Source organism: Mycobacterium sp. NGS64 (genome assembly GCF_059812245.1).
On record NZ_JCALCI010000003.1, the window covers coordinates 520,846 to 542,221 of the forward strand.

The 21,376-nt window shown below is 67.7% G+C and carries 20 protein-coding genes; 3 read left to right on the forward strand and 17 right to left on the reverse strand.

From position 1 onward, the window contains the following. Positions 1 to 25 precede the first annotated feature (25 nt). Positions 26 to 1,444: a YhgE/Pip domain-containing protein gene (locus AC5Y4S_RS16315; protein ID WP_500033730.1), complete on the forward strand. Its 1,419-nt coding sequence runs from the start codon at positions 26 to 28 to the stop codon at positions 1,442 to 1,444. A gap of 79 nt (positions 1,445 to 1,523) precedes the next feature. After that, entirely contained in the window at positions 1,524 to 2,633 is a 1,110-nt protein-coding gene (locus AC5Y4S_RS16320; protein ID WP_500034037.1) for a phosphodiester glycosidase family protein, read from the forward strand. Here AC5Y4S_RS16320 and AC5Y4S_RS16325 read toward each other — a convergent pair. The 14 genes from AC5Y4S_RS16325 to fadD5 form a co-directional block, all read right to left on the reverse strand. Next, the gene (locus AC5Y4S_RS16325; protein ID WP_500033731.1) at positions 2,626 to 3,360 is read right to left on the reverse strand and encodes a YoaK family protein; all 735 of its coding nucleotides are present in this window, start codon (positions 3,358 to 3,360) and stop codon (positions 2,626 to 2,628) included. The two genes, AC5Y4S_RS16320 and AC5Y4S_RS16325, sit on opposite strands and share 8 nt — an antisense overlap. A 23-nt stretch (positions 3,361 to 3,383) precedes the next feature. Further along, on the reverse strand, positions 3,384 to 4,103 hold the full coding sequence (locus AC5Y4S_RS16330; RefSeq protein ID WP_500033732.1) for an Mce protein: 720 nt from the start codon (positions 4,101 to 4,103) through the stop codon (positions 3,384 to 3,386). Further along, positions 4,070 to 4,624, reverse strand: coding sequence for an Rv1363c family protein (locus AC5Y4S_RS16335; protein ID WP_500033733.1), 555 nt, complete (start codon positions 4,622 to 4,624; stop codon positions 4,070 to 4,072). The genes AC5Y4S_RS16330 and AC5Y4S_RS16335 overlap by 34 nt, the downstream gene beginning before the upstream one ends. Continuing rightward, positions 4,621 to 5,607, reverse strand: a complete 987-nt coding sequence (locus AC5Y4S_RS16340) for an RDD family protein (protein WP_500033734.1) — start codon at positions 5,605 to 5,607, stop codon at positions 4,621 to 4,623. Before AC5Y4S_RS16340 ends, AC5Y4S_RS16335 begins: the two co-directional genes overlap by 4 nt. Beyond that, entirely contained in the window at positions 5,604 to 6,395 is a 792-nt protein-coding gene (locus AC5Y4S_RS16345; protein WP_500033735.1) for an Rv1363c family protein, read from the reverse strand. The genes AC5Y4S_RS16340 and AC5Y4S_RS16345 overlap by 4 nt, the downstream gene beginning before the upstream one ends. Beyond that, complete coding sequence (locus tag AC5Y4S_RS16350; protein ID WP_500033736.1) at positions 6,365 to 7,915, reverse strand: virulence factor Mce family protein; 1,551 nt, start codon at positions 7,913 to 7,915, stop codon at positions 6,365 to 6,367. The genes AC5Y4S_RS16345 and AC5Y4S_RS16350 overlap by 31 nt, the downstream gene beginning before the upstream one ends. Next, positions 7,909 to 9,063, reverse strand: coding sequence for a virulence factor Mce family protein (locus AC5Y4S_RS16355; RefSeq protein ID WP_500033737.1), 1,155 nt, complete (start codon positions 9,061 to 9,063; stop codon positions 7,909 to 7,911). The genes AC5Y4S_RS16350 and AC5Y4S_RS16355 overlap by 7 nt, the downstream gene beginning before the upstream one ends. 11 nt (positions 9,064 to 9,074) lie before the next feature. Then, a complete protein-coding gene (locus tag AC5Y4S_RS16360) occupies positions 9,075 to 10,688 on the reverse strand; it encodes a virulence factor Mce family protein (RefSeq protein ID WP_500033738.1) in 1,614 nt (537 codons plus the stop codon). Next, complete coding sequence (locus AC5Y4S_RS16365; RefSeq protein ID WP_500033739.1) at positions 10,685 to 12,274, reverse strand: virulence factor Mce family protein; 1,590 nt, start codon at positions 12,272 to 12,274, stop codon at positions 10,685 to 10,687. The genes AC5Y4S_RS16360 and AC5Y4S_RS16365 overlap by 4 nt, the downstream gene beginning before the upstream one ends. Continuing rightward, positions 12,271 to 13,311 (reverse strand): virulence factor Mce family protein, encoded by a 1,041-nt coding sequence (locus AC5Y4S_RS16370; RefSeq protein WP_500033740.1) that lies wholly within the window; start codon positions 13,309 to 13,311, stop codon positions 12,271 to 12,273. Before AC5Y4S_RS16370 ends, AC5Y4S_RS16365 begins: the two co-directional genes overlap by 4 nt. Beyond that, complete coding sequence (locus tag AC5Y4S_RS16375) at positions 13,308 to 14,654, reverse strand: MCE family protein (RefSeq protein ID WP_500033741.1); 1,347 nt, start codon at positions 14,652 to 14,654, stop codon at positions 13,308 to 13,310. Before AC5Y4S_RS16375 ends, AC5Y4S_RS16370 begins: the two co-directional genes overlap by 4 nt. A 2-nt stretch (positions 14,655 to 14,656) precedes the next feature. Then, entirely contained in the window at positions 14,657 to 15,526 is an 870-nt protein-coding gene (locus AC5Y4S_RS16380) for an MlaE family ABC transporter permease (protein ID WP_500033742.1), read from the reverse strand. A 1-nt stretch (position 15,527) separates the two neighbouring features. Then, the gene (locus AC5Y4S_RS16385; RefSeq protein WP_067157750.1) at positions 15,528 to 16,334 is read right to left on the reverse strand and encodes an MlaE family ABC transporter permease; all 807 of its coding nucleotides are present in this window, start codon (positions 16,332 to 16,334) and stop codon (positions 15,528 to 15,530) included. A 248-nt stretch (positions 16,335 to 16,582) separates the two neighbouring features. After that, positions 16,583 to 18,220 carry a fatty-acid--CoA ligase FadD5 gene (gene fadD5 / locus AC5Y4S_RS16390; protein ID WP_500033743.1) on the reverse strand — a complete coding sequence of 546 codons (1,638 nt, stop codon included), beginning with the start codon at positions 18,218 to 18,220 and terminating at the stop codon, positions 16,583 to 16,585. A 171-nt stretch (positions 18,221 to 18,391) separates the two neighbouring features. On the opposite strand from fadD5, the gene AC5Y4S_RS16395 reads away from it, so the two are divergent. Beyond that, positions 18,392 to 19,072, forward strand: a complete 681-nt coding sequence (locus AC5Y4S_RS16395) for a GntR family transcriptional regulator (RefSeq protein WP_193376385.1) — start codon at positions 18,392 to 18,394, stop codon at positions 19,070 to 19,072. A 61-nt stretch (positions 19,073 to 19,133) separates the two neighbouring features. On the opposite strand, the gene AC5Y4S_RS16400 is transcribed toward AC5Y4S_RS16395, so the two are convergent. Genes AC5Y4S_RS16400 through AC5Y4S_RS16410 form a run of 3 tightly spaced genes read right to left on the reverse strand, consistent with a single transcriptional unit; the run spans position 19,134 to position 21,364 of the window. Further along, positions 19,134 to 19,568, reverse strand: a complete 435-nt coding sequence (locus AC5Y4S_RS16400) for an SRPBCC family protein (RefSeq protein ID WP_500033744.1) — start codon at positions 19,566 to 19,568, stop codon at positions 19,134 to 19,136. Between the two features lie 32 nt (positions 19,569 to 19,600). Further along, positions 19,601 to 20,053: an acyl-CoA thioesterase gene (locus AC5Y4S_RS16405; protein WP_500033745.1), complete on the reverse strand. Its 453-nt coding sequence runs from the start codon at positions 20,051 to 20,053 to the stop codon at positions 19,601 to 19,603. Between the two features lie 3 nt (positions 20,054 to 20,056). Further along, positions 20,057 to 21,364, reverse strand: a complete 1,308-nt coding sequence (locus AC5Y4S_RS16410; protein ID WP_500033746.1) for a hydroxyacid-oxoacid transhydrogenase — start codon at positions 21,362 to 21,364, stop codon at positions 20,057 to 20,059. Positions 21,365 to 21,376 lie beyond the last annotated feature (12 nt).

Here is a 21,376-nt window from a genome sequence, read left to right on the forward strand (position 1 = left end):
GTGGGCACGACAGACAGGAGCCCGCATGTCTCAATCGCAGCCGCGGCACGCGGCGCCGAACCCCAAGCGAAATATCAAGGCAGTTCGGACCGTGCGGTTCTGGTCACTCCCCATCGTCGTCACGCTGGCGCTCATGTCGGCGCTGTGCGCGCTGTACCTCGGGGGCATCCTGAACCCGATGACCAACCTGCGGCATTTCCCGATCGCCGTGGTGAACGAGGACGCCGGCCCGACCGGCGCGCAGATCACCGACGGCCTGGTTGCCGGTTTGGACAAAAACAAGTTCGACGTCCGGGTGGTGTCCCACGACGAGGCGCAGCGACTGCTGGACACCGCACACGTCTACGGGGAGTTGGTCATTCCGCCCACCTTATCGTCCAACCTTCACGAGTTCGGCGCCAGCGCGGTCACGCCGGGCCGCACGACGCGTCCCTCGGTCACCATCTCCACCAACCCGCGTGCGGGCACCCTCGGCGCCAGCATCGCCGGCCAGACGCTGACCCAGGCGATGGCGGTGGCCAATGGCAAAGTGGGCCAACGGCTTTCGGCCGACGTCGCGGCCCAGACCGGGGGCGCGCCGCTGACCGGCGCGTCGGCGCTGGGCCTCGCCAACCCGATCGACGTCAAGTCCGGCGTCTACAACGCCCTGCCGAACGGCACCGGCAACGGGCTGTCGGCGTTCTACTTCGCGCTCTTGCTGCTGCTGGCAGGCTTCACCGGCAGCGTCGTGGTCAGCACGCTGGTCGACGCGCTGCTCGGTTACGTGCCGGCGGAGTGGGGCCCGGTGTACCGCTTCGCCGAGCAGGTCAAGATCTCGCGATTCCAGACGCTGCAACTCAAATGGGCCATCATGACGGTGCTGGCGCTCCTGACGTCGGCGGTCTACCTGGCCATTGCGCACGGGCTGGGCATGCCGATCCCGCTGGGATGGCAACTGTGGGCGTACGGCGTCTTCGCGATAATCGCGGTGGGCATCACGTCGAGTTCCATACTGTCGGTGCTTGGTTCGATGGGCCTGCTGGTCAGCATGCTGATCTTTGTCATCCTCGGGCTACCGTCCGCGGGCGCCACCGTCCCGCTCGAGGCCACGCCGCCGTTCTTCCGCTGGGCCGCCAAATTCGAGCCGATGCACCAGGTTTTCCTCGGCGTGCGCTCGCTGGTCTATCTCAACGGCCGCGCGGATGCCGGTCTGTCGCAGGCGTTGTGGTTGACAGGGATCGGGCTGGCCATCGGCCTCCTGCTCGGCGGCATCGTCACGCACCTCTACGACCGCAAGGGTTTCCACCGCATCCCGGGGGCGGTCGAGCTGGCCATCGCCGCGGAACACCAGGCCCAGCACCAGGCGCGGGCGCAAAAGCGCGAACGCCCCGACGCGGACCCCGCCGAAACCACACCCGACAGCCCCGCCGAGGCCGAGAGCGAAAGCCCAAGCAGGCAAACGTAATTCGAGTGCGGCCTAAGCGTCACGGATTCGTTATCGAAGTTGACAGTGTGACTGGTGTGACTGATGCTATTTATGTTGCATAGCTATCAGTGCCGAAAGGTCCATCGTGCTGACGCCCCTCGCCAGCTTGCGCCGGCTGGCGGCCTGCTGCACCGCGGTCCTCGCGTGCGCCGTGCTGGCGAGCACCACCGGACAACCCGTCGCCCACGCCGCTGACGGCCGCGACCTGCTCGCCACCGCCATCGAGACCACCAAGGGCTCGTACCTGGTCTACAACTTCGGCCCCGGTCACCCCACGCCCATGCTCAACGCCGGCGGCAGCTGGTACGAGATGAACAACGGCGGGCACCTGATGGTCATCAAGAACGCGGCGGGGCGCCTCGCGCCGCACCTCCTGGTGGACAGCCACCAGGGCGATCAGGCGCGCTGCGAGAACAATCCCGGTGCCCGCACCGGCGAGGGGCTGTGGCAGGCCTCCGAGGTCTACGCGCCGCTGCAGGCGTGGCAGCGGATGGGGCAGCCGACGATCGCGATCAACGCCAACTTCTTCGACATCCGCCCACAGAAGGGCGGCTCCTGGCGCGAGACGGGCTGCAGCTCTCCGCTGGGCGCGTTCGTCGACAACACGCACGGGCAGGGCCGGGCGAACCAGGCGGTCACCGGCACCGTCGCGTACCCGGGCAAGCAGGGCCTTTCCGGCGGAGGCGAGAGCTGGAGCGCCCTGTCGACGATGATCCTGCCGTCCGGTGGCGCGCCGTACGTGTTGCGCGCCAGGAGCCCTCAGGACTATGACGTCGCCACCCCGGTGGTCGCCGACCTGCTGAACCGCAACGAGCGGTTCGTCGCGGTGTCGGGGATCGGCCTGTTGTCCCCCGGCAAGACCGGGCAGCTCAACGACGGCGGTCCCAGCGCGGCGCGCACGGCCCTTGCGTATGTGAAGCAAAGGGACGAGATGTACATCTTCGAGGGCGGCAGCTACACGCCGGACAACATCCAGGACCTGTTCCGCGGGCTCGGTAGCGACACCGCAGTCCTGCTGGACGGCGGCGGCTCCTCGGCGATCGTGCTGCGGCGTGACACCGGCGGCATGTGGGCCGGCGCCGGCTCACCGCGGGGATCCTGCGACACCCGCCAAGTGCTGTGCGACTCCCACGAGCGCGCACTGCCCAGCTGGCTGGCCTTCAACTAACCGTCGATGGCGGCGACCCGCCTCGCCCGGCTTCGCCGCCCTCGCGATCGCCGCTGGCCTTCGGGCCGTAGCGGAAGATCAGCAGGCTCGTCGCCACCACCGCGGCCGTGACCGCGAACACCGGGGCGACGACGAAGCGCGACATCGTGGCCCCGACCAACGCGCCCGCGCACATCGTGAAAACGACGCTGAAGCGCAGCTTTTCGCGCTCACCCGTGCCGCCGGCGAGATGGCTGTCCAGGCCGAGGCTGACGATGGTCGACGTCAGCACCGTGGTGGACAGCTCCTGGATCCCGAACTGGCGCGCGCTGGAATGCTGCAGGCCGAAGGTCACCGCAAGCATGCCGATCATGATCAGCTTGGAGTTGTCGTGATAGTGCAGCACGCCCGCGCCGGCCAGAACCGACAAGGCGAGCAACAACACGATTTCGGTGGCCAGCACCGTGCTGATCCATGACCGCGTCCGTTGGTCGAAATGCCTTGCCAACCGGCCACTGACGATCGTGGTGCAGACGAAGGTGGGCAGGGCCACCACGACCGCCGTCAGGTCGATGCTGGTTCTCGGGGCCAGCCAGAAGCCGAGGAAGATCACGTTGCCGGTCATGTTCGCCACGAAGACGTGGCCGAGCACCAGGATGCTGATCGCGTCCGCGAGGCCGGTGGCGAAGGTCAGCAACAGCAGCGCGGCAACGGTCGAGCGCTCGGAGACCGGGGACGCAACGGCCATGGTCTGCTTGGGGATCCGGGGCGCTAGACCTGCGGCGTCAGGTCCAGCGAGGTGATGGTCGTCATCCTCGTCACCAGCCAATGGCCGTTGGTGCGCTTCATGAACAGCCGATAGGACAGATACTTCAGCGACGGGATGTTCTTGGTAAGCGGGCTGGTGGACGTGGTGTTGGTGTAGACGATGACGACGGCGTTCGGGTCGTCCAGCGATTCGACCGCCGCGCCGGTGACTTCGGTGCTGTTGGTGACCTTGGCCTGCTTGTTGGGGCCCACGATCGCATCGACGAACTTGCGGTACTGGGCCTCGAAGTCACCGCTGAGGTAGGCGGCGGCTCGGTCGGCGAGGCCGTCCATGTTCTCCGGGGTGTAGGTCCACAGCGTCGTGATCGCGTTGGCGGCCGTGCGCGCCACCTTCAATTTCGTTGCGGCCGTGGCGCGATCGGTCAGATATGGCTGCACCGCCGCGCCCGCGAACGCCGCGGAGCCGACGAACAGCACGGCGGCCACCGCGATGGCGATGGCGAGCCGCTTGCCGGCCAGGATCTTGCGCCGGGGGCGTCGAGCGGGCTTGGTCTCCCCCGCCTCGACCCCCTCGCCCGCTGCGGATTCCGTTGGCGGCTCGGCGCTTTCGTCGGACGCCGCGCCGGCCTCGACGGCGGTGGCTTCGGCGTCCTCGCTCGTGGGTTCGTCCGTCGTTGCCGCGGCGGCGGTTAGATCACCTGTATCAGGTTGCTGATCTTCCACTGATTCCCTTCCTGCGTGACGGTTGCCATCCAACGATTGGTGTTGTCGAATACCTGTTTTTCGTCCGGCGATTTGGAGGTCACGTCGGTGGCCACCATCACGGTGGCGGTGCCGTCGTCGTTCCAGCGTTCCAGGCCCGCGCCGAGCACGGTGCCGGTCGCGGGCTCGGCCCGGGCCACCTGGAGCAGGATTTCGTTGGCCTTCTCGTGGTATTGCTTGGCGAATTCGCCGGTGGCCTGGGCCATCACCCGTGTCACATAGTCGTTGGCGTGATACGGGTCGATGGACGTGAACTGCGCCATGAATCCCGACACGTAGCTGAGCACCTGGCGCTCCTTGGCGGCGGTGCGCACGCGCGATTGATGCGAAATCAGCATCAGGGTGCATGCCGCGATCGACGCGACCATCAGCAGCGCGGCGGCCACGCCGGCCGCCGGCTGCCACCAGCGTCGCCCCGGCGGCGCCAGGCGCGCGACGAGCAGCGGCTCCTCGCCCGGCTCAAACTTGCGGCGGGGGCTCATTTTCCGTTCCCGGGCGGTTTCGGCCTGGTCAGCACGGTGAGGTCGTCGACGCGCCAATGTTGGTCCGCGCCTTTGGCGAATTCCACCCGGACGGTGGCGCTGATCGCGCGCTCGTCGGGCCCGACGCCGCGCCGGCCCTGCAGGAACAGCAGCATCGTCGCCCGGTCCGGCGTGGCTGATTGGACCGACCCGTCGGTGGGCCAGTACTCGTTGACGACGGGATTGCCCTTCTGGACCACGTCCTGCTGCGCCGCCAGCTGGCCCCGGTACTTGTCGGTCGCCAGCGACCGCGCCCGAGCGAAGTCGTCGCGCAACGACTTTGGGTCGTACGTCAACATCTGCGCCACCATCTTGGGCCCCTGCGCCTGGATCTCTGCCCTGGTTTGATCGCTCGCCTGGTCGCGCGCGAACACCACCAGGTAGCTCACCGCGGCGCCGGCGACACACACCACCGCCGCGGTCAGGACCGCCACCGCCGTCCAGCGCCGCAACTTGGGCAGCGCCTCGTCGGATTCGACGCAGCGCACTTCCGTGCCCAGCAGCATGTCGGCGAACGTGCGACGCTGCGAATCCCACAGCGGCCAAAGCCATCCCACCACCGACACGGTGTCCAGCAGGTGAGCCAGGTCCCGCAGCAGCAATCCCCACGGCCCGATGGCCGCGCCGTCGCGGCGCACCACTCCGATTCCGAACAAGCCGCGTCCCAGGCTCCAGCCCGTGACGGTCGGCAACAGCAACCGGTTGACCAACATCAACAGGATGGCGAGGCCGGCGACCGAGACGCAGGCCCACCACCACACCGGATGCTGATCCACGGTCCAGGCGACCAACGCCATGGTCACCGCGACGGCGATGCACGGGACGGCGTCGACGGCGAACGCGGCCGCGCGAACGTGCCAGGGGGCCAAGGCATCCCGCGGAGACTCCGGTATGGCCGCCGTGGTGTGTGCCCGAGCCTGAATCTCCTCGACCACCACCGTCACTTCGTCACCTGGTCGAGCTTGGAAATCCGGTACTGCCCTTCGGCGTATGCCATCTTCACCCGCAGGCGGTAGCCGGTCTCCTTTTGCGACTGATCGCTTGCGACCTTGACGCGCATCGCGACGAGCACGTCGACCGAGCCGTCGTCGTTGTTGCGCTCCACCGCCGCACGCACATCGGCCACCTGAACGTGCACGTTCGCGGCCTGATAGGCCTGAACGACCATGTTGGTGTACAGCAGCGCCTGGGAGCGGAATGCGTCGGTGCCGCACTCGATGATCTTCTGTTCGCTCTGGACCATGGCGTTGGTGTCGGGCGCCTGGGTCGCCGACACACAATCCACCGCCGCCTTGAGCGCGGCCGCGTCGTTGCGCGCGATGACCTGGCTCTCGTGGTGATAACGCAGCGCGAAGTAGCTACCGACTCCGAGGCCGGCGGCCGACAGCACGAGCGCGGCGGCGATGCCGGAGAGCCACCCGCGTCCCAAGCGCGACGGACGGCGTTCGACGCCCGCGGGCGCGTCGGCGGAGTCGACTTCGGTTTCGGCCTCGGTGGAGTCGGCTTCGGATTCGGGCTCGGATTCAGGTTCGGATTCGGCCTCGGGTGTGGCTTCCGGCGACGCCACGTGCGCGGGCGACTCCTCGGTCGTCACCTGCGTGGCCGTCTCGTCGTCAGCAGCCGCCGGCTCCTGATGAATCTTCGGACTTGATCTCTGGGAGGGCTTGCGCAGTCGACGAAACCTCGGCATGGGTGGGGGGTTCAGCCGGCCGGCGCCAGCATCTCCTTCCATCCGTCGTCTCCTGTTTTCGTCGAGTTCTCGACGGAGTATTTCACTCCATCGGGCCCCACCAGCTCACCGCTCTGCGGGCTGTAGATGGCGGCGGGGGGCCCGCTCGGAGTGTAGACGCACGGGTTGGGCTGTTGGCCGTTGCACTGCACGGTGCCGCTGCCCGGGCGCGACAAGGGGTCGCTGGTCGGCGGCGGCGTGCCCGGGACCCGGTCCGACGGAGCCGGGTTGAGTCCGTTGTTGATGGACGGCGCCGGAATCACCATGCCGGGGCGCACCGACTGATCGCAGCGCGCCGCCGGGGCGGGGCAGGTCAGGATCTGGTTCGGGTCGCCGTACCAGGGGTTGGTGCCCGCCGGAACGTAGGGCTTAGGGTCGCGGCATTCCCGTGGGGTGGCGGCCCGCTTGCCGGGCATGTCGGTACACGGAATGTTGCGCGAACCGCGCACGCTGTTGGCCGGCGTCTCCATCGGAATCTTGCAGTAGGTGCCCGACGGCAACGGCGCCAGGTTGGTGTCCGCCGGAGACCGCCACTCCGACGCCGGAATGAACCCGGTCAGGCAGGGCGGCGGCTGGTTGATCGACAACGCCAGGTCGAGCGCGGCCTGGTTCGGGAACGGCGCGGCCACCGTCTGGGCGATCGAGGCGCCCTGGGGCAGGAAGACCAACACCTGCTCCACGCCGGTGTGGTAGCGCTTGAGCAGGTCGAACACGACTTCGAGGTTCGCCAGCGTCTGCGGCAGCGAGTCGCGGACGTCGTTGAACACCTCGTTGACCTGATCGGCGGTCGGGGCGGCCTGGCGCAGCACGCTGCGCACATGACTGTCCTCCCGCGCGGCCTGTGCGGCCAGGTTGTTCAGGTTGCGGGCCCACCGCTCGATCGCGGCGTTGGATTCGACCTGGCTGTCCAGGACCGGCCCGGAGTTCTGGATGATGTCGTTGACGTTGGTGATGTTGGTCTTGAAGTCACCGACGATCGCCTGCGTGGAGTCGACCAGCCGCTGCAGGGCCGGCCCCAACCCGCCGACTGCCTGCGCCGTCTCGTCGAGCAGCTGGCCGATCTTCTCCTTGGGCAACACGGCGAGACCCCGGTTGGCCGTGTCCAGCGCCGGCCCGATCTCGCTGGGCACGGTGCCGTGGGTGATGGTCTGGCCGTCGGCGAGGTCCTTGCCCGGGTTGCCGGTCGACACCAGGTCCAGGTACTGCTCACCGACCGCCGACACCGAGTGCACGTTCGCGACCGCGTCGACCGGGATCTTGTAGCGGCTGTCGATGCTCATCGTCGCCTTGGCGCCGTTCTCGGTGGGCTCGACGTCGGTGACCTTGCCGATGGTGATGCCGCGATAGGTCACGTTGGCCGTCGGGTACAGACCGCCGGAGGCGGGCAGGTCGGCCTTGAGTGTGTACCGGCCGACGCCGACCAGGCTCGGGATCTGCAGGTAGTAGATGCCGAGCACGAGTATCGAGATGACCGTCAGGATCCCGAAGGCGATCAGTTGGCGTCGGACGAAGGGAGTCAGCAATTCCGGTCCGCCCTTTCCACCAGGGGCCCGCCGGGCGCGTCGTTCGGGTTGGGCGTGTAGCGGACATCGGGAATCATCGACTCCGGGTCCCGCCCGTAGGACTGCTCGAGCGCCCGCAGCGCGCCCGACAACCCGGTTCCCGTCAGGAACGCGTTGTCGATCGCGCTCCAGGTGACGTCCAGGGTGATCGAAATGTTCTGGTAGTCACCGCGCATCATCTTCGGAATGGTGTCGATGTCGTAGGGCTGCGTCAGGATCAGCTTCAACGCGCCGATCAGGTACGGGGACGCCCGGCCGAGCTCCCTGAGCGGGCACTGCAGCGACTGCAGGTCCTGGTGCAGGGGGCCTCGCGCCTCGGAGAGGTACTGATCGGCGGCCGCGCTCAGCCGTCCCACCGAGTCCACGGCATTGATCAGCAGCTGCTTGGTGTCGGCGAAATGCTTGATCAGCGGCGGAATGTCGGTCAGAACTCGATCGAGGACGTCCGCCCGATTACCCACGTACGCCAGCAGCCGGTTGGTGGAGTCGATGGCGTGGGTGATGTCATCGCGCTGCTGGTTGACCTGGGTGACGAAGGTGTCCAGCTTGCCCAGGAAGGCGCGAATCTGGTTGCCCCGCCCGTTGAAGATGTTGAAGACCTCGTTCTGCAGCACCTCCAGGTTGGGGATGCCGCCACCGCGCAGGATCAGCGACAGGCTGGCCAGGGTCTGCTCGGTGGTGGGGAATGCCGAGGAGTTCTTCAGCGGAATGGTGTCGCCGTTTTTCAGCAGCTCCGGCGACGGGTTGGGCGGCGCGGCCAGCTCCACGTGCTGGGAGCCCAGCAGCGAGGTCTGGCCGATCTTGGCGGTGGCGTTCTTCGGCAGCTTGACGCTCTTGTCGATGCCCAGCGTCAGCGTCGCCACCCAGTTCTTCAGGTTGATTGCCTTGATGGAACCGACGAACACGTCGGCGACCATCACCTTGCTGTTGCCGTTGATCGCGAGCGTGTCCGGCATCTGCACGTAGAGGGTGTACGACCCGCCGCCGCTGCCTGGGCCGCCCGGGATCGCCACGTTGGAGATCCCTTTCCAGCCGCACGAGCTCAGCACCAGCGCGGCCACCAGCAGCACCAAACCCTGCCAGGCCCAACGCCGAATCAAACGGACCATTCGCACCGCAGTCACTGCCCACCTCCGAGGCCGGCGGCCGCCGGCGGCCCGCCGGCGTTGGGCGCCGGCGCCGCCACCGGCGCGGGCGTCGGAGCGACCGGGCCGGGGACCACCTCCGGCCCCGGCGGCGGCGGGGGTATCGGCACCTGCGGCGGGTTCTGACCGATCACCGGCGAGGGGCCCTCGTCGTAGGCGTTCGGCGGCCCGGGCGGAGTCTGCAAGGTCGACTGCACGGGCGGAATGTTGGGCCCGCCCATCAGTTCGGCCAGCGACTCGGGCGTCATGAGGCCCGCGGTGATCGGTCCCACCTGCTGCCCCTGCATGCCGGGGGCCACGATCCACCCGTGTTGGGTGTTGCGGTGTGACGTCGGCGTGTCCGGCGACCAGATGCCGGGGACCGTCGTGTCCTTATATCCGTCCGGCGGATGCAGGCGCGGCTCGGAGTAGGCGACATCCTTGGGCAGCGTCTCGGCCGTGCTGGCAATGTTCAGGCCGAACGGCAGGTAGTTGAACTTGATCGCGTCGAGGATCGGCGCCAGGTACTGCGCGCACAGCTCGGCGGACTCCTGGTAACCCAGCCGGCTGCCGGCCTGGATCGAGCTGCAGATGAACTGCATCGGGTTGGCGAAGTTGGTGATCGCCGGAACGGCCACCACCGCGCCGTGCGTCGGGTGATAGATCTGGTTGATGTTCGCCGCGGCCGTCGGGATGACGTGCAGCGCAGTCTCCAGCCCGTTCAGCGGATCCGGTTGCAGCAGCGTGTTCGTCGCCGTCGCCAGGTTGTTGATGTCGTGGGTCAGCACCTCGCGGTTCTGGTCCAGCCAGGGCCGCACCGTCTTTAGCAGGCCGTCGAACTGTTGTATCGCGTCGGCCAGGGCGCCGTCCGAGCTCGCGAGCCGCCCGGTGAAATCCGCCAAGTTCTCGTTCAGCGCGACGAACTGCCGGTCGTCCTGGTGCAGCGCGTTGACGAACAGGGCCAGGCTGCGCACCACCGCGAAGAAGTCGCCGCGACCCTCGTTCAACGCGGTCAGCGCCTGCGAGAGGCTGTTCAGCGTCGTGTTGAACTGCTTGCCCTTGCCGGCCAGCCCGTTCGCGTACGACTCGATGACTTCACCGAACGGACCCTTGGGCTGCTCGGGTGTTGGGCCCAGCTTGGAGATGATGTTGGTGACGCTGTTGCGCAGTTCGTCCCACTCCACCGGCACCTGGGTGCGGTCTTCGGGGATCACCGCGTTGTCGGCAAGCACCGGGCCGCCCTTGTAGACCGGCTCCAGCTGGATCGCGCGCGACGCCACCAGGGTGGGGTTGAGGATCACCGCCGACGCGCTGGCCGGCACCTTGTATTTGTTCTGGTAGTGGAAGGTGACCTTCATCTTGTCGCCGGCCGGCTCGATCTTGTCGATCGCGCCCACCCGCAGCCCCATGATCTGCACCTTGTCGCCGGCGTACAGCGCGTTGGCGGCCGGGAAGTAGGCCACGACGGTGTTGTTCGTCAGCTTCTGATACAGCCGCCAGCCGGCGTACCCGAGAACCAGGGCCAGCACGATCGCCAGCGAGCCAATGATCACCGATGTCCGGGTCAGCCTCGGCAGCCGGATGTTGCGAACATCAAAGATGGTGCTCAATTCTGGCTACCTCCCGTGATGCCGCTACCTCCCGTACCGCCGGGGTTGATGAACGGCGCCGGCAGCTGGTTCCCCGGCCCGGGCGGCGCCGGCGGTCCCGGCGGCAGGGCCGGCGCGAACGTCGACGGGGGCGGCGTCGGGCCGGCCGGTCCCAGGTTCTCGGTGCGCGCACCCGGCGGCGCCTGCGTCGGCAGCGGCACCGGGGTGCCCGGAACGTTGGGCGGCGGGTCACCCGGGCGCCCCGCGATGTTGATGCCCGGGGTGGGCGGCAGCCCGTCGGGATTGGGCGGCGACGTCTGGACGTCGACCGGCGCCGGGAAGCCGACCCCACCGAACGGACCGATGCCGGCACCCGCGCACGGCAACGGGTTCCACGGCCGCGGCAGACCCTCGTCGCCGACGGTGACGTTGCCGCCGGGGTTCGCCGGCGTGTACGAGCACGGCGACCCGGGCGGGACGGCCGGACCCGGGTGATCCGGCGTGCCCTCCAGCACCGGCGGCGCCGGCGGTGGCGCGCCGTTGGGCTGGCGGGTGCCGTTCGGGTCGGGCCACCGGAATTCCGGCAGACCCGCGCTGCGCCAGAAGTTCTCCGGGTCGATGCCGCGCTTCTTGAACGCCGCGTCGACGAACGGCTGCACGATCTGACCGGGGAACAGGTTGTGCAGCACCACCTTGAAGAACGGCCCCGACGCGATGGCCTCATTCAGCGACGGGAGGAACTTGCCGACCTCGGTGAAACCGGCGGCGAGGTCGTCCTTGCGCTGGACCAGGATGTCGCTGACCGTGCGCAGCTGTTCCAGCACGTGGTTCAGGTTGGGGTTGTCGTTGATGAACCCCTTGATCTGTTCGGAGAAGGCGGCGATGTTGCTCAGCAGCGCGTTGATGGCCTGGCCGCGCTCGTTGAAAGCGGCCAGCAACACCTTCGCGTTCACCAGTAACCGGTCGACCTGGTCGGCGCGGTCACCCAGGATGCTGGCCACCTGGTTGGACTGGGCGAGCAGGTGCTTGATCTGCTCGTCGCGCTTGCCGATCGTGTCGGAGAACTTGGCCACCCCGTCGAGCGCGGCGCTCAGGTGCGGGTAGGTCTGGTCGATGGTCTCCGAAAGCACGTGCAACGACTGCTTGACCGTGTCGATGTCCCACCCGCTGGCGGCCTTCGTCACGTCGAAGAACGCGTCATAGATCTGATAGGGCGTGGTGCTCTGACCGATCGGCAGCGAGTCGCCGGGCCGCAGCTGCTTGGTGCCCCGGTTCTCGATCTCGAGCACCTTCTTGCCCAGGATGGTGTCCGTCTTGATCGCCAGCCGGCTTTCGGTGCCGATGCTTTCGGTGCCGATATTGAACTTGATCAGGACGTGGTCGCCGTCGATGTCGAGGCTCTCCACCTTGCCGACGTCGAAGCCGGCGATGCGCACCTTGTCGCCCTTGGACAGGCCGCCGGAGTCGCTGAACTGCCCGTAGTAGTGCGGCTTGGCCATCAGCATGGGCACGCTCGTGAAGCTCTGGCCGACACCGACGACCAGCAGCGTCACCAGGATGCCCATCACGCCGATGCGCATCCGGTTGGGGGGTTCCAGCGTTCTCATTGCGGCGTGCACCTGCCCGTCGGCTGGTTGAACAGCCTGACCGTCCGAATCGGACCACCGGCCTGCAACCCGTTGATCTTGAGCGTGATGTCGCAGGCATAGAAGTTGACGAAGTCACCGTAGGAGCCGATGGTGCGCCCGATCATGTTCAGCGCCGTCGGCACCTTGTGGATGAAATCGTTCAGCTGCTCACGCTGATCGATGAGCGGCTGCTGAACGGCGTCCAGATAGTTCAGCGTGCTGTGCAGCAACCCCCGGTCCTCGGCCAGCAGGTCGGCCACCGTGCCCGCGGCGTTGCTGATGTGCGCGGTCCCGCCCGCCAACTGCTCGCTGTGGCCCTTCAGCCCGGTAATCAGGACCTCCAGGTTGTTGACGGTCTGATCGAATTGCTGGCGATGCCGAACCGTGGTGTCCAGCACGATGTTCAGGTTCTTGACCACCTCGCCGATCGCCTGGTCGCGCTCGCCGAGCTGGTTGGTCAGCTGCGCCGTCTGGTCGAGGATGTCGTTGATGGTCCCGCCCTGACCCTGGAACACCGTGACGAGCGCGGTCGCGATGGTGTTGACCTTCTGTGGGTCCAGCGCCCGAAACAGCGGCTTGAACCCACCGATCAGCGCGTCGAGGTCAAGCGCCGGCGACGTCCGCGACGCGGGGATGAATCCGCCTGGCGGTAGCACCCTCTCGGAGCCCTCGCCCTCGCCGCGTTTGAGCTCCAGGTACCGGTTTCCGATCAGGTCGAGGTAGCGGATCTGCGCCGTCGTCGACTGATAGAGCGGGATCGAGCGGTCGACGTTGAAGTCCACCCGCGCCCGCCTGCCGCCGTCCACCAGCTTCACCGAGTCGACCTTGCCGATCTCCACCCCGGACGCGCGGACGAACTGGCCCTGCCGCAGCCCGCTGACGTTGGTGAACTCGGCCGAGTACTTGTTGGTGCGGTCGAACCGCATCTGGCCGAAGACCACGACGATCATCACAGTGAAGACCAGCAGCACCAGCGAGAAGATGCTGAGTCGGACGATGGTACCGGTGATTTTCATGGGTTGATCGTGTTATCCCCTACCTGGCGGCCCCAGACGTACTCGATCGCATACGGCGAACCGGTGTCGAGGTGGTTGTACGGCGCGATGCTGTTGCCGGAGTCCATCACCAACTCGGGTGCGGGCCAGAGGTCATGGGTGATGTGCTGCCAGCAACCCGGCGCGCCCCCCGGTCCGCCGCGCGCGTTCACCCGGGGCAGGTTCTCCGGCCAGATGTACGGGTTGGGCGCCCCGCCGATCAGCGTGGCGATGTTGCCCAGGCCCGCCAGTCCCTGGGTGGGCAGCGCGAAGATCCCGATCAGGCCGACGAGGGTGATCGCCGACACCGGGTTGAGCAGCAGGCCCAGCCCGGAGAGCAGCTTCGTGTCGGCGTTGAGCGAATAGCCGTTGCCGCCGAGGAACGACCGGGCGATGGGTTCGATGTCGTGGTAGTTGCGGACCGTGCAGAACAGCTCGGGGCTGTAGGTGTCCAGCAGCTCGGCGGTCGGCACCAAATCCTTGGACCCGCGCGCCAGGTACGGCCCGCCGCGCTCGAAGATGTCCGCCCCGGTGTTACCGAACCCGGCGGCCGACAACAGCGCCTGATCCAGGTCCTTTTGCTGCGCGTTGATCGAGCGCGCGGTGACCACCGACTTGTCGAGGAAGTCGATCAGGTCCGGCGCCGCGTTGGCGTAGGTGTCGCCCAGAGCCGCCAGCGCCTGGATGTCATGACGGACCTGGGGCTGCTGCGGGTTGACGTCGTCGAGGATCGCGTTGGCGTTGACGATCGACTGCCCCACCCGGTCGCCCAGCCCGGCCAGCGATTGCGCCGCGGCGCTCAGCGTCAGGTTCAGCTTCACCGGATCCACCTGCTGCGCGATCTCGGTGATGGTCTGGAACAGCGTGTTGATCTCCGTCGTCACCGAGCGGGCGTCGATCACGGTCTGCGGCGTGATCCGTTGTGGCGACGGGTTTTTCGGCGTCGTCAGCGACACGTACTTGCCGCCGAACACCGTGGTGGCCTTGATGTCGGCGTTCACGTTGGCCGGGATCAGCTTGAGGTAGCGCGGGTAGACGTCCAGGTTGAACTTGGCCGCCGGCTTGCCGTCCTTGACGATCTCCGAGATCTTGGCCACCCGGCCGATTTCCACCCCGTTGTAGGTAACCTTCGAGCCGGGGTCCATCACCAGGCCGGCCCGGGAGGCCACCATGGTCAGGTGGTCCTTCTTGGTGAAGTCGCCGCGGAACTGCCCGTACACCAGGACGAGTGCCACGGCGGCAACGACGATCAGTGCTACCCCGGCCAACTTGTACGGCGGGTTGCGGGGCGGGTTGACCTTTCCGGGGACGCCTGGGCTGGCCATGGCTACACCGTCAATGCGAAGTTGGGGTTGACGCCGTAGAGCGCCAACGCGGCGGCCAAAACGACAACCTGGACCGACACCAGCGAGAAGCGCATCGACCGGCCGACGGCCTCGCCCACGCCGACGGGCCCGCCGCCGGCGTTGTATCCGTAGAAGCAGTGGGTGATCATCACGACGGCCGTGATGAGGATGGCCTCCACGAACGACCAGAACACGTCGTCGGGGCGCAGGAACGTCCGGAAGTAGTGCTCGTAGGTGCCGTGCGACTGGCCGTAGAGCACCGTCGTGGTGATCTGCGGGGACAGGAACGACATGATCATCGCCAGCGAGTAGAGCGGGATGATCACCACCAGCCCGGCCATGATGCGCGTGGTCGCCAGGAACGAAATCGACTTGATGCCCATCACTTCCAGCGCGTCGATTTCCTCGCTGATCCGCATGGCCCCCAACTCCGCGGTGGCGCCGGCGCCGACCGTGGCGGCCATCGAGATGCCGGTGACGACGGGCGCGGCGATGCGCACGTTGATCAGCGCGGCGAAGAAGCCGGTGAACGCCTCGACGCCGATGTTGCCCAGCGAGGCGAACCCCTGGATGGCGACCAGGGAACTACCGGACAGGGTCACGAAGCCGACGATCGCCACGGTGCCGCCGACGACGGCCATCGCGCCGGTGCCCATGCCGATCTGGGCGATGAGCCGCAGGGTCTCCTTGCGGTAGTTGCGCAGCGCGTGCGGGATGTGCCCGAGGGCCACCACGCCGAACCAGGCCATCTGCCCGATGTCGTCGAGCCCCCGGCCGAAGGCGCCCCCGTAGCGGTTGACGTTCTCGGCGGCCCGCGGAAAGCGGGCGCGCAACACGGCACCGGTCGACATGTCAGCGCCCCGTTCCGAATCGGACGCCGATGGTGGTCAGCACCACGTTGACCGCGTACAGCGCGACCACGCACAGCACCACGGTTTCGTTGACGGCGGTGCCCAGGCCCTTGGAGCCGCCGCGCACGGTCAGCCCGCGGAAACAGCCGACCAGGCCGGCGATGAGCCCGAACATGGCGGCCTTGACCGTCGCGATGACCACCTCCGGCAGGCCCGTGATGGTGGTCAGGGTCGCGAGGTAGGCCCCGCCCGACACGTTCTGCAGGTACACCCCGAACAGGTAGCCGCCCACCAGCCCGACGGTGATCACCAGCCCGTTGAGCAGCGTGGCGACCAGGGTCGCGGCGATCACCCGGGGCACCACCAGGCGGTGGATGGGGTCGATGCCGAGCACCTCCATCGCGTCGATCTCCTCGCGGATGGTGCGCGCACCCAGGTCCGCGCAGATCGCGGTGGATCCGGCGCCGGCGACCACCAGCACCGTGGTCAGCGGCCCGAGCTGGGTGACCGCGCCGATGGCGGCGCCGGCACCGGACAGGTCCGCGGCGCCGAACTGGGCCAGCAGCACGTTGAGGGTGAAGATCAGCAGCACGGTCAGCGGGATCGAGACGAAGATGGTCGGCAGGAAAGCCACCCGCATGATGAACCAGCACTGGAGGACGAATTCGCGCCATTGGAAAGGCCAGCGGAACAGCGCCTTACCGGTGAGAACACACATCCGGAAGAACCCGCCGATGAGCGTCAGCGGCGTCTCCAACTGGTCGCGCAGGTAGCCGACCAGGTGTGGACGATCCGTCGTCGAAGTCACCGGCTCCCCCTCACCTCGACCTCGTGTGCCCCGGGGGTCCGCAGCGAAACGAGTCGCACGCGCCGCCCCCTCTCCGTCCCGCGGTCGGGGGCACCCCCAGCTCGCCCCGACCATGTGTCTGTGACCATCGGCTCCCTACCCGCAAGTAGTAACGGAGACCACAGGAATGTACCCGATGGCCTTGAGCGTGTGAACTGCATCCGCACAATTAACCCTTCGTCAACAGCGGGCAAACGTTACAGTTGCCATCAGCCTTCCCCTCGCATGGTTAAATCCCTTGCTGCGGAACCGCTTTCGCTCATATTGACGGCCCCGTAGCGAACCCGTAGCTCAGTTTTGAGCACCTTTCCGGCCGGATTGCGCGGCAGTGCATCGACGATCTCGAGCGCCTTCGGATGCTTGTACCGCGCGAGACGCTCGGCCAGGAACTCTTGCAAGTCCTCCAGCCGCAGCGCCTCGCCGGTGACCGCAGCAACCGCGATGGGCACCTCGCCCCACTTCTCGTGGGCCTGGCCGATGACGGCGACTTCGACGATCTGGGGATGGCCGGCGAGAACGTTCTCGACCTCCGCGCAGTAGATGTTCTCGCCGCCGGAGATGATCATGTCCTTCTTGCGGTCCACCACCCAGACGTAGCCGTCCTCGTCCATCCGGACCAGGTCCCCGGAGTGGAACCAACCACCCGCGAAGGCCTCCGCGGTGGCCTGGGGGTTGTTCCAGTAGCCGCTCATCAATGTCGGTGCGCGGTACACGATTTCGCCGACCTCGCCGACGGGGACGTCGTTCATGTTCTCGTCGACCACCCGCGCGCTGACCGTGGGGATCACCTTGCCCACCGAGCCGCGCTTCCGGATCGCGTCTTCGCCGAGCAGCATGCAGGTGACGGGCGACATCTCGGTCTGGCCGAAGGCGGCCAATATCTGGGTCCCGGGGAACGTCGCCGACATCTCCCGCAGCAGCGCGTCCGTCGCCGGGGCGGCCCCCCACGACATGACCCGCAACCTCAGATCGCGGGGGCGCGCCCGCTGCTCCGCGCACACCGCCTGCCACTGCGCCGGAACCAGGAACAGTCCGGTGACCTTCTCCCCCGCCAGCACGTCGAGCAGCTGGCCCGGTTCGAACGCCCCCAGCGGGTAGATCACGGTCGGCACACCGAGCAACATCGACGTCAGCATGTTGCCGACGCCCGCGATGTGGAAGAACGGGACGCCGACGAAACCGACGTCGCTATTTATATCGGCGCCCATGGTGTACAGGCCGGTCATCGTCTGGCCGGTCAGGTTGGCGTGGGTCAGCACCGCGCCCTTGGGCCGGCCGGTGGTGCCCGAGGTGTACATGATCAGCGCGGGCGAATCGTTCGGGATGTCGACCCGCTCGCGCTCATCACCCGGCTCCTTGATGAGGTCCTCGTAGCCGAACAACCCTTCGTCCGTCGAGCCACCGGCGACCACGATGGTGTCGAGCATCGGCTGGATGTCGCGCACCCCGGTGGCCACCGGGGCGAGCACCGATTCGGTGATCAGCACCCGGGCCTCGCAGTCCTCGACCAGGAAGACGATCTCGGCCGAGGTGAGCCGGAAGTTGAGCGGGACCGCGATGGCGCCCAGCGAGTTGACGGCCAGGACCGACTCGACGAATTCGGGGCGGTTGAGCATCAGGATCATGACCCGGTCGCCGAAGCCGACGCCCCGGCGACTCAGCGCATCGGCCAGCGCGGTCACCCGGTCGTGCAGGCCCTGCCAGGTGACCGTGCTGCCGAGGAACCGCAGCGCCGTCGCGTTCGGTTGCATCAGCGCGTGCCGCTCCAATTGGTTGACCCAGTTCTGCCGCCGGGCCAGGTACGGCTGCTCGGTGGCCCGGGTCAGATTGGCCAATTGCGCGGTCAACTGCTGTCTCCCCTTTACCTCAGGCACCGCTTGCGCCAGCTTGATATTTGATAAAACTTGGTGTTACGTGGGTCACATTATGGCTTTAGTGCCGCTCTGACAAGACCAGACAAGACCAGCCCAAGACCCGCCCATCCCGCGAAAGCCCTGGCAGCCCGCGTGAACGCACCGATGTCGACCAAGCCGAGGACCCGGCGGCCCCTGCGCCGGGCGCAGCTTTCCGACGAGGTTGCGGCCCACCTCCGCGCGGCGATCATGTCCGGGACGTTGCGCCCGGGCACGTTCATCCGCCTCGACGAGACCGCGGCCGAGCTGGGGGTCAGCGTCACGCCGGTGCGCGAGGCCCTGCTGAAGCTCCGCGGCGAGGGCATGGTGCAGCTGGAACCGCACCGCGGCCATGTCGTGCTGCCGCTGAGCCGGCAGGACATCGAGGACATCTTCTGGCTGCAATCGACGATCGCCCAGCAGCTGGCCGCCGCGGCAACCGACCACATCACCGACGCCGAGATCGACGAGCTGGACCGCATCAACAAAGCACTCGAAGCGGCCGTCGGCTCCAGCGAGCCCACCACCATCGCGGGCATCGAGTTCGCATTCCATCGCGTCTTCAACCAGGCCAGCGGCCGGATCAAGCTGTCCTGGTTCCTGCTTAACGCCGCGCGCTACATGCCGGCGGAGGTGTACGCGGCGGATCCGGAATGGGGCGCGGCCACCGTCGCCCACCACCGGGAGTTGATTGCGGCGCTGCGCCGACGCGACGCGGACGCCGTCATAGAGCACACCGTCTGGCAGTTCACCGACGCGGCGGCCCGGCTGACCGTGATGCTGAACCGGGCCGGAAGCTTCGACTGAGCTAGTTGCTGCCCGTGGCGATCGCGAGGGCGGTCAGCCGGGCGAAGCGGGTCGCCACGATCTAGCCCAGCTGCTCGGCGCGCTGCTTGAGGTTCTCGGCGAGATGGTCGAGCACGTTGCCGGCGAGCGACTTCACCATCGGCGCGGGGACCGGCAGCGTCGTCTCCACGTCCATGTCCACCGTCAGCAGGCTCGCCGCCCCGGTTTCCACGACGCTGAACAGCTGCTCCTGCTTGGAGAACAGGTCGCCCTGCTGCAGGACGGTCTGGATCTGGTTTTCCCCCGGGTAATAGATCGCCTGGATGAACGTGGCCTGCATGCCTTGGTAATCGGCGTCGAGCCGCACCTGGCTGGGCCGCCCGTCGTCGTAGCGGGCGAGCACCCATAGGCCCTTGATCTCCTCGTTCCACTCCGGGTAGCGCTCGAAATCGCCGACGATGCCCATGATCGCCGCGGCGTTGGCACTGACCTCGACAGTCTTGCTCAAAACTGGCATCGCGCAAGCCTATCGGGCGACCGGCCGCGCTATTAATCCACGCTGGCTGTCGCCAGCAGCGAGCGGATGGCGTCGGGGATCGGCACCGGCTTGCGGCTGGTCCGATCGACGTAGACGTGCACCCAGTGCCCCAGCGCGGTGATCGGTTGCGGTTCGCCGTTGTCGCCGCGGAATACGCCGAGCCGGTACGTGACGCTGCTGCGGCCGAGGCGCGTCACCGCGAGGCCCACCGTGAGGCCCTCCGGGAAATGCAGCTCGGAGAAGTAGCGGCAGCCCGACTCGGCGACGATGCCCAGCGCGGGCGTGGCGAGCGGGTCGATCCCGACGCTGGTGTTGATCCACGCGTTGATCGCGGTGTCGAACAGTTGGTAGTAGACCGCGTTGTTGAGGTGGCCGAACATGTCGTTGTCGGCCCACCGGGTTCCCACCGGCCAAAGCACGGGGAAGTCGGCGCTGGTGAGGTTCTCCGACGGAGTCGAGGCCATGGTCTACCAGTACCGCATGGCCTGCCGAAACAGGTCCCCCAGAACCGGTTTCGTCATCTCCCGCGGGGCGTTCTGCAGCAGGCGCTGCTGGGGATAGGCGCCCTCGGTCAGGGCGGTCGCGTCGTCTTCGGTGTAGCCCACGCCGCCCAGCCCGTTCGGCATGCCCACCGCGCGCATGATCCGGATGAGTTCGTCGGCGAGCACCTCGCCGGCGTCCTCGGCGCCGGCGCCCCGCGTCTCGGCGCCGAGCAGCCACGCCCCCTCCAGGTGCCGCTCCGGGTTCGCCTGCGCGGTGAAGCGGAACGACGACGGCGCGTTGAGGATGACGGCCATGCCGTGCGGCACCAGCGGCTCGTCGGGCGGGTAACCCGTGGGACGGAAGTCACGCACCAAACCCGCCACCGCGTAAGCCATGCCGTGCGGCGCGTGGACGCCGGCATTGCCGAACGCGATGCCGGCAAGCGTTGCGGCCCACATCATTTGCTCGCGGGCCTCGCTGTCGGAGGCGTCGTGCGTCGCGCGCTCCAGATACCGTCCCAGCAGGCGCAGCGCCTCGCGGCAACCCAGGTCGCTCCACGGGTTGGCGCCCTGGCTCATCGGCCGCTGGCTGGGTCGGTCGGGGGCGCGCCGCCGCACGTAGGGTCGCGCGGTGTAGGACTCGAGGGCGTGGGACAGCACGTCAAGGCCCGCCGAGGCGACGACCTCGGGGGGCAGGCTCGCAGTGCAGTCGGGGTCGACGAGGGCCTCGGTGGGGCGCAGCGTGTGAGAGGCGATGCCGGTCTTGGCCTTCAACGACACCAGGTCGAAGATCGCGATGCCGGTCACCTCGCTGCCGGTGCCGGCCGTGGTGGGGCAGGCGAGGTGCGGCTTAAGCGGGCCGGGTATGGGCTTGCTCTCGCCGATCGGCGCATTGACATAGGTGAGGAAGTCGGCGGGATGGGTTGCGTAGAGGTTGGCGGCCTTGCAGGTGTCGATCACGGATCCGCCGCCCAGCGACACGTAGCCGTCGGGGTTGCACTCCCGCGCGAAGCGGGCCGCGTCGGAAAAGGACGCGTCGGTGGGTTCGACGTGGACGTCGGTGTAGGTGACGACGTCCAGCCCGGCCGCGACGAGCGAGTCGTGCGTCGTGGCGAAGACGGGCAGCCCGGCGACGCCGGCGTCGGTGAACAACGCCACCCGCCGCAGCCCGAGGGCGCGCGCCCTATCGCCCACCTCCGCGAGGCATCCGCGCCCGAAGGTCACCCGTGACGCGTCGACGGTGAAGGCGCCGTCGCAGTCCTCGGCAGCAATCGGGTAATCGCAGTACGGCATCCGTGCCATCCT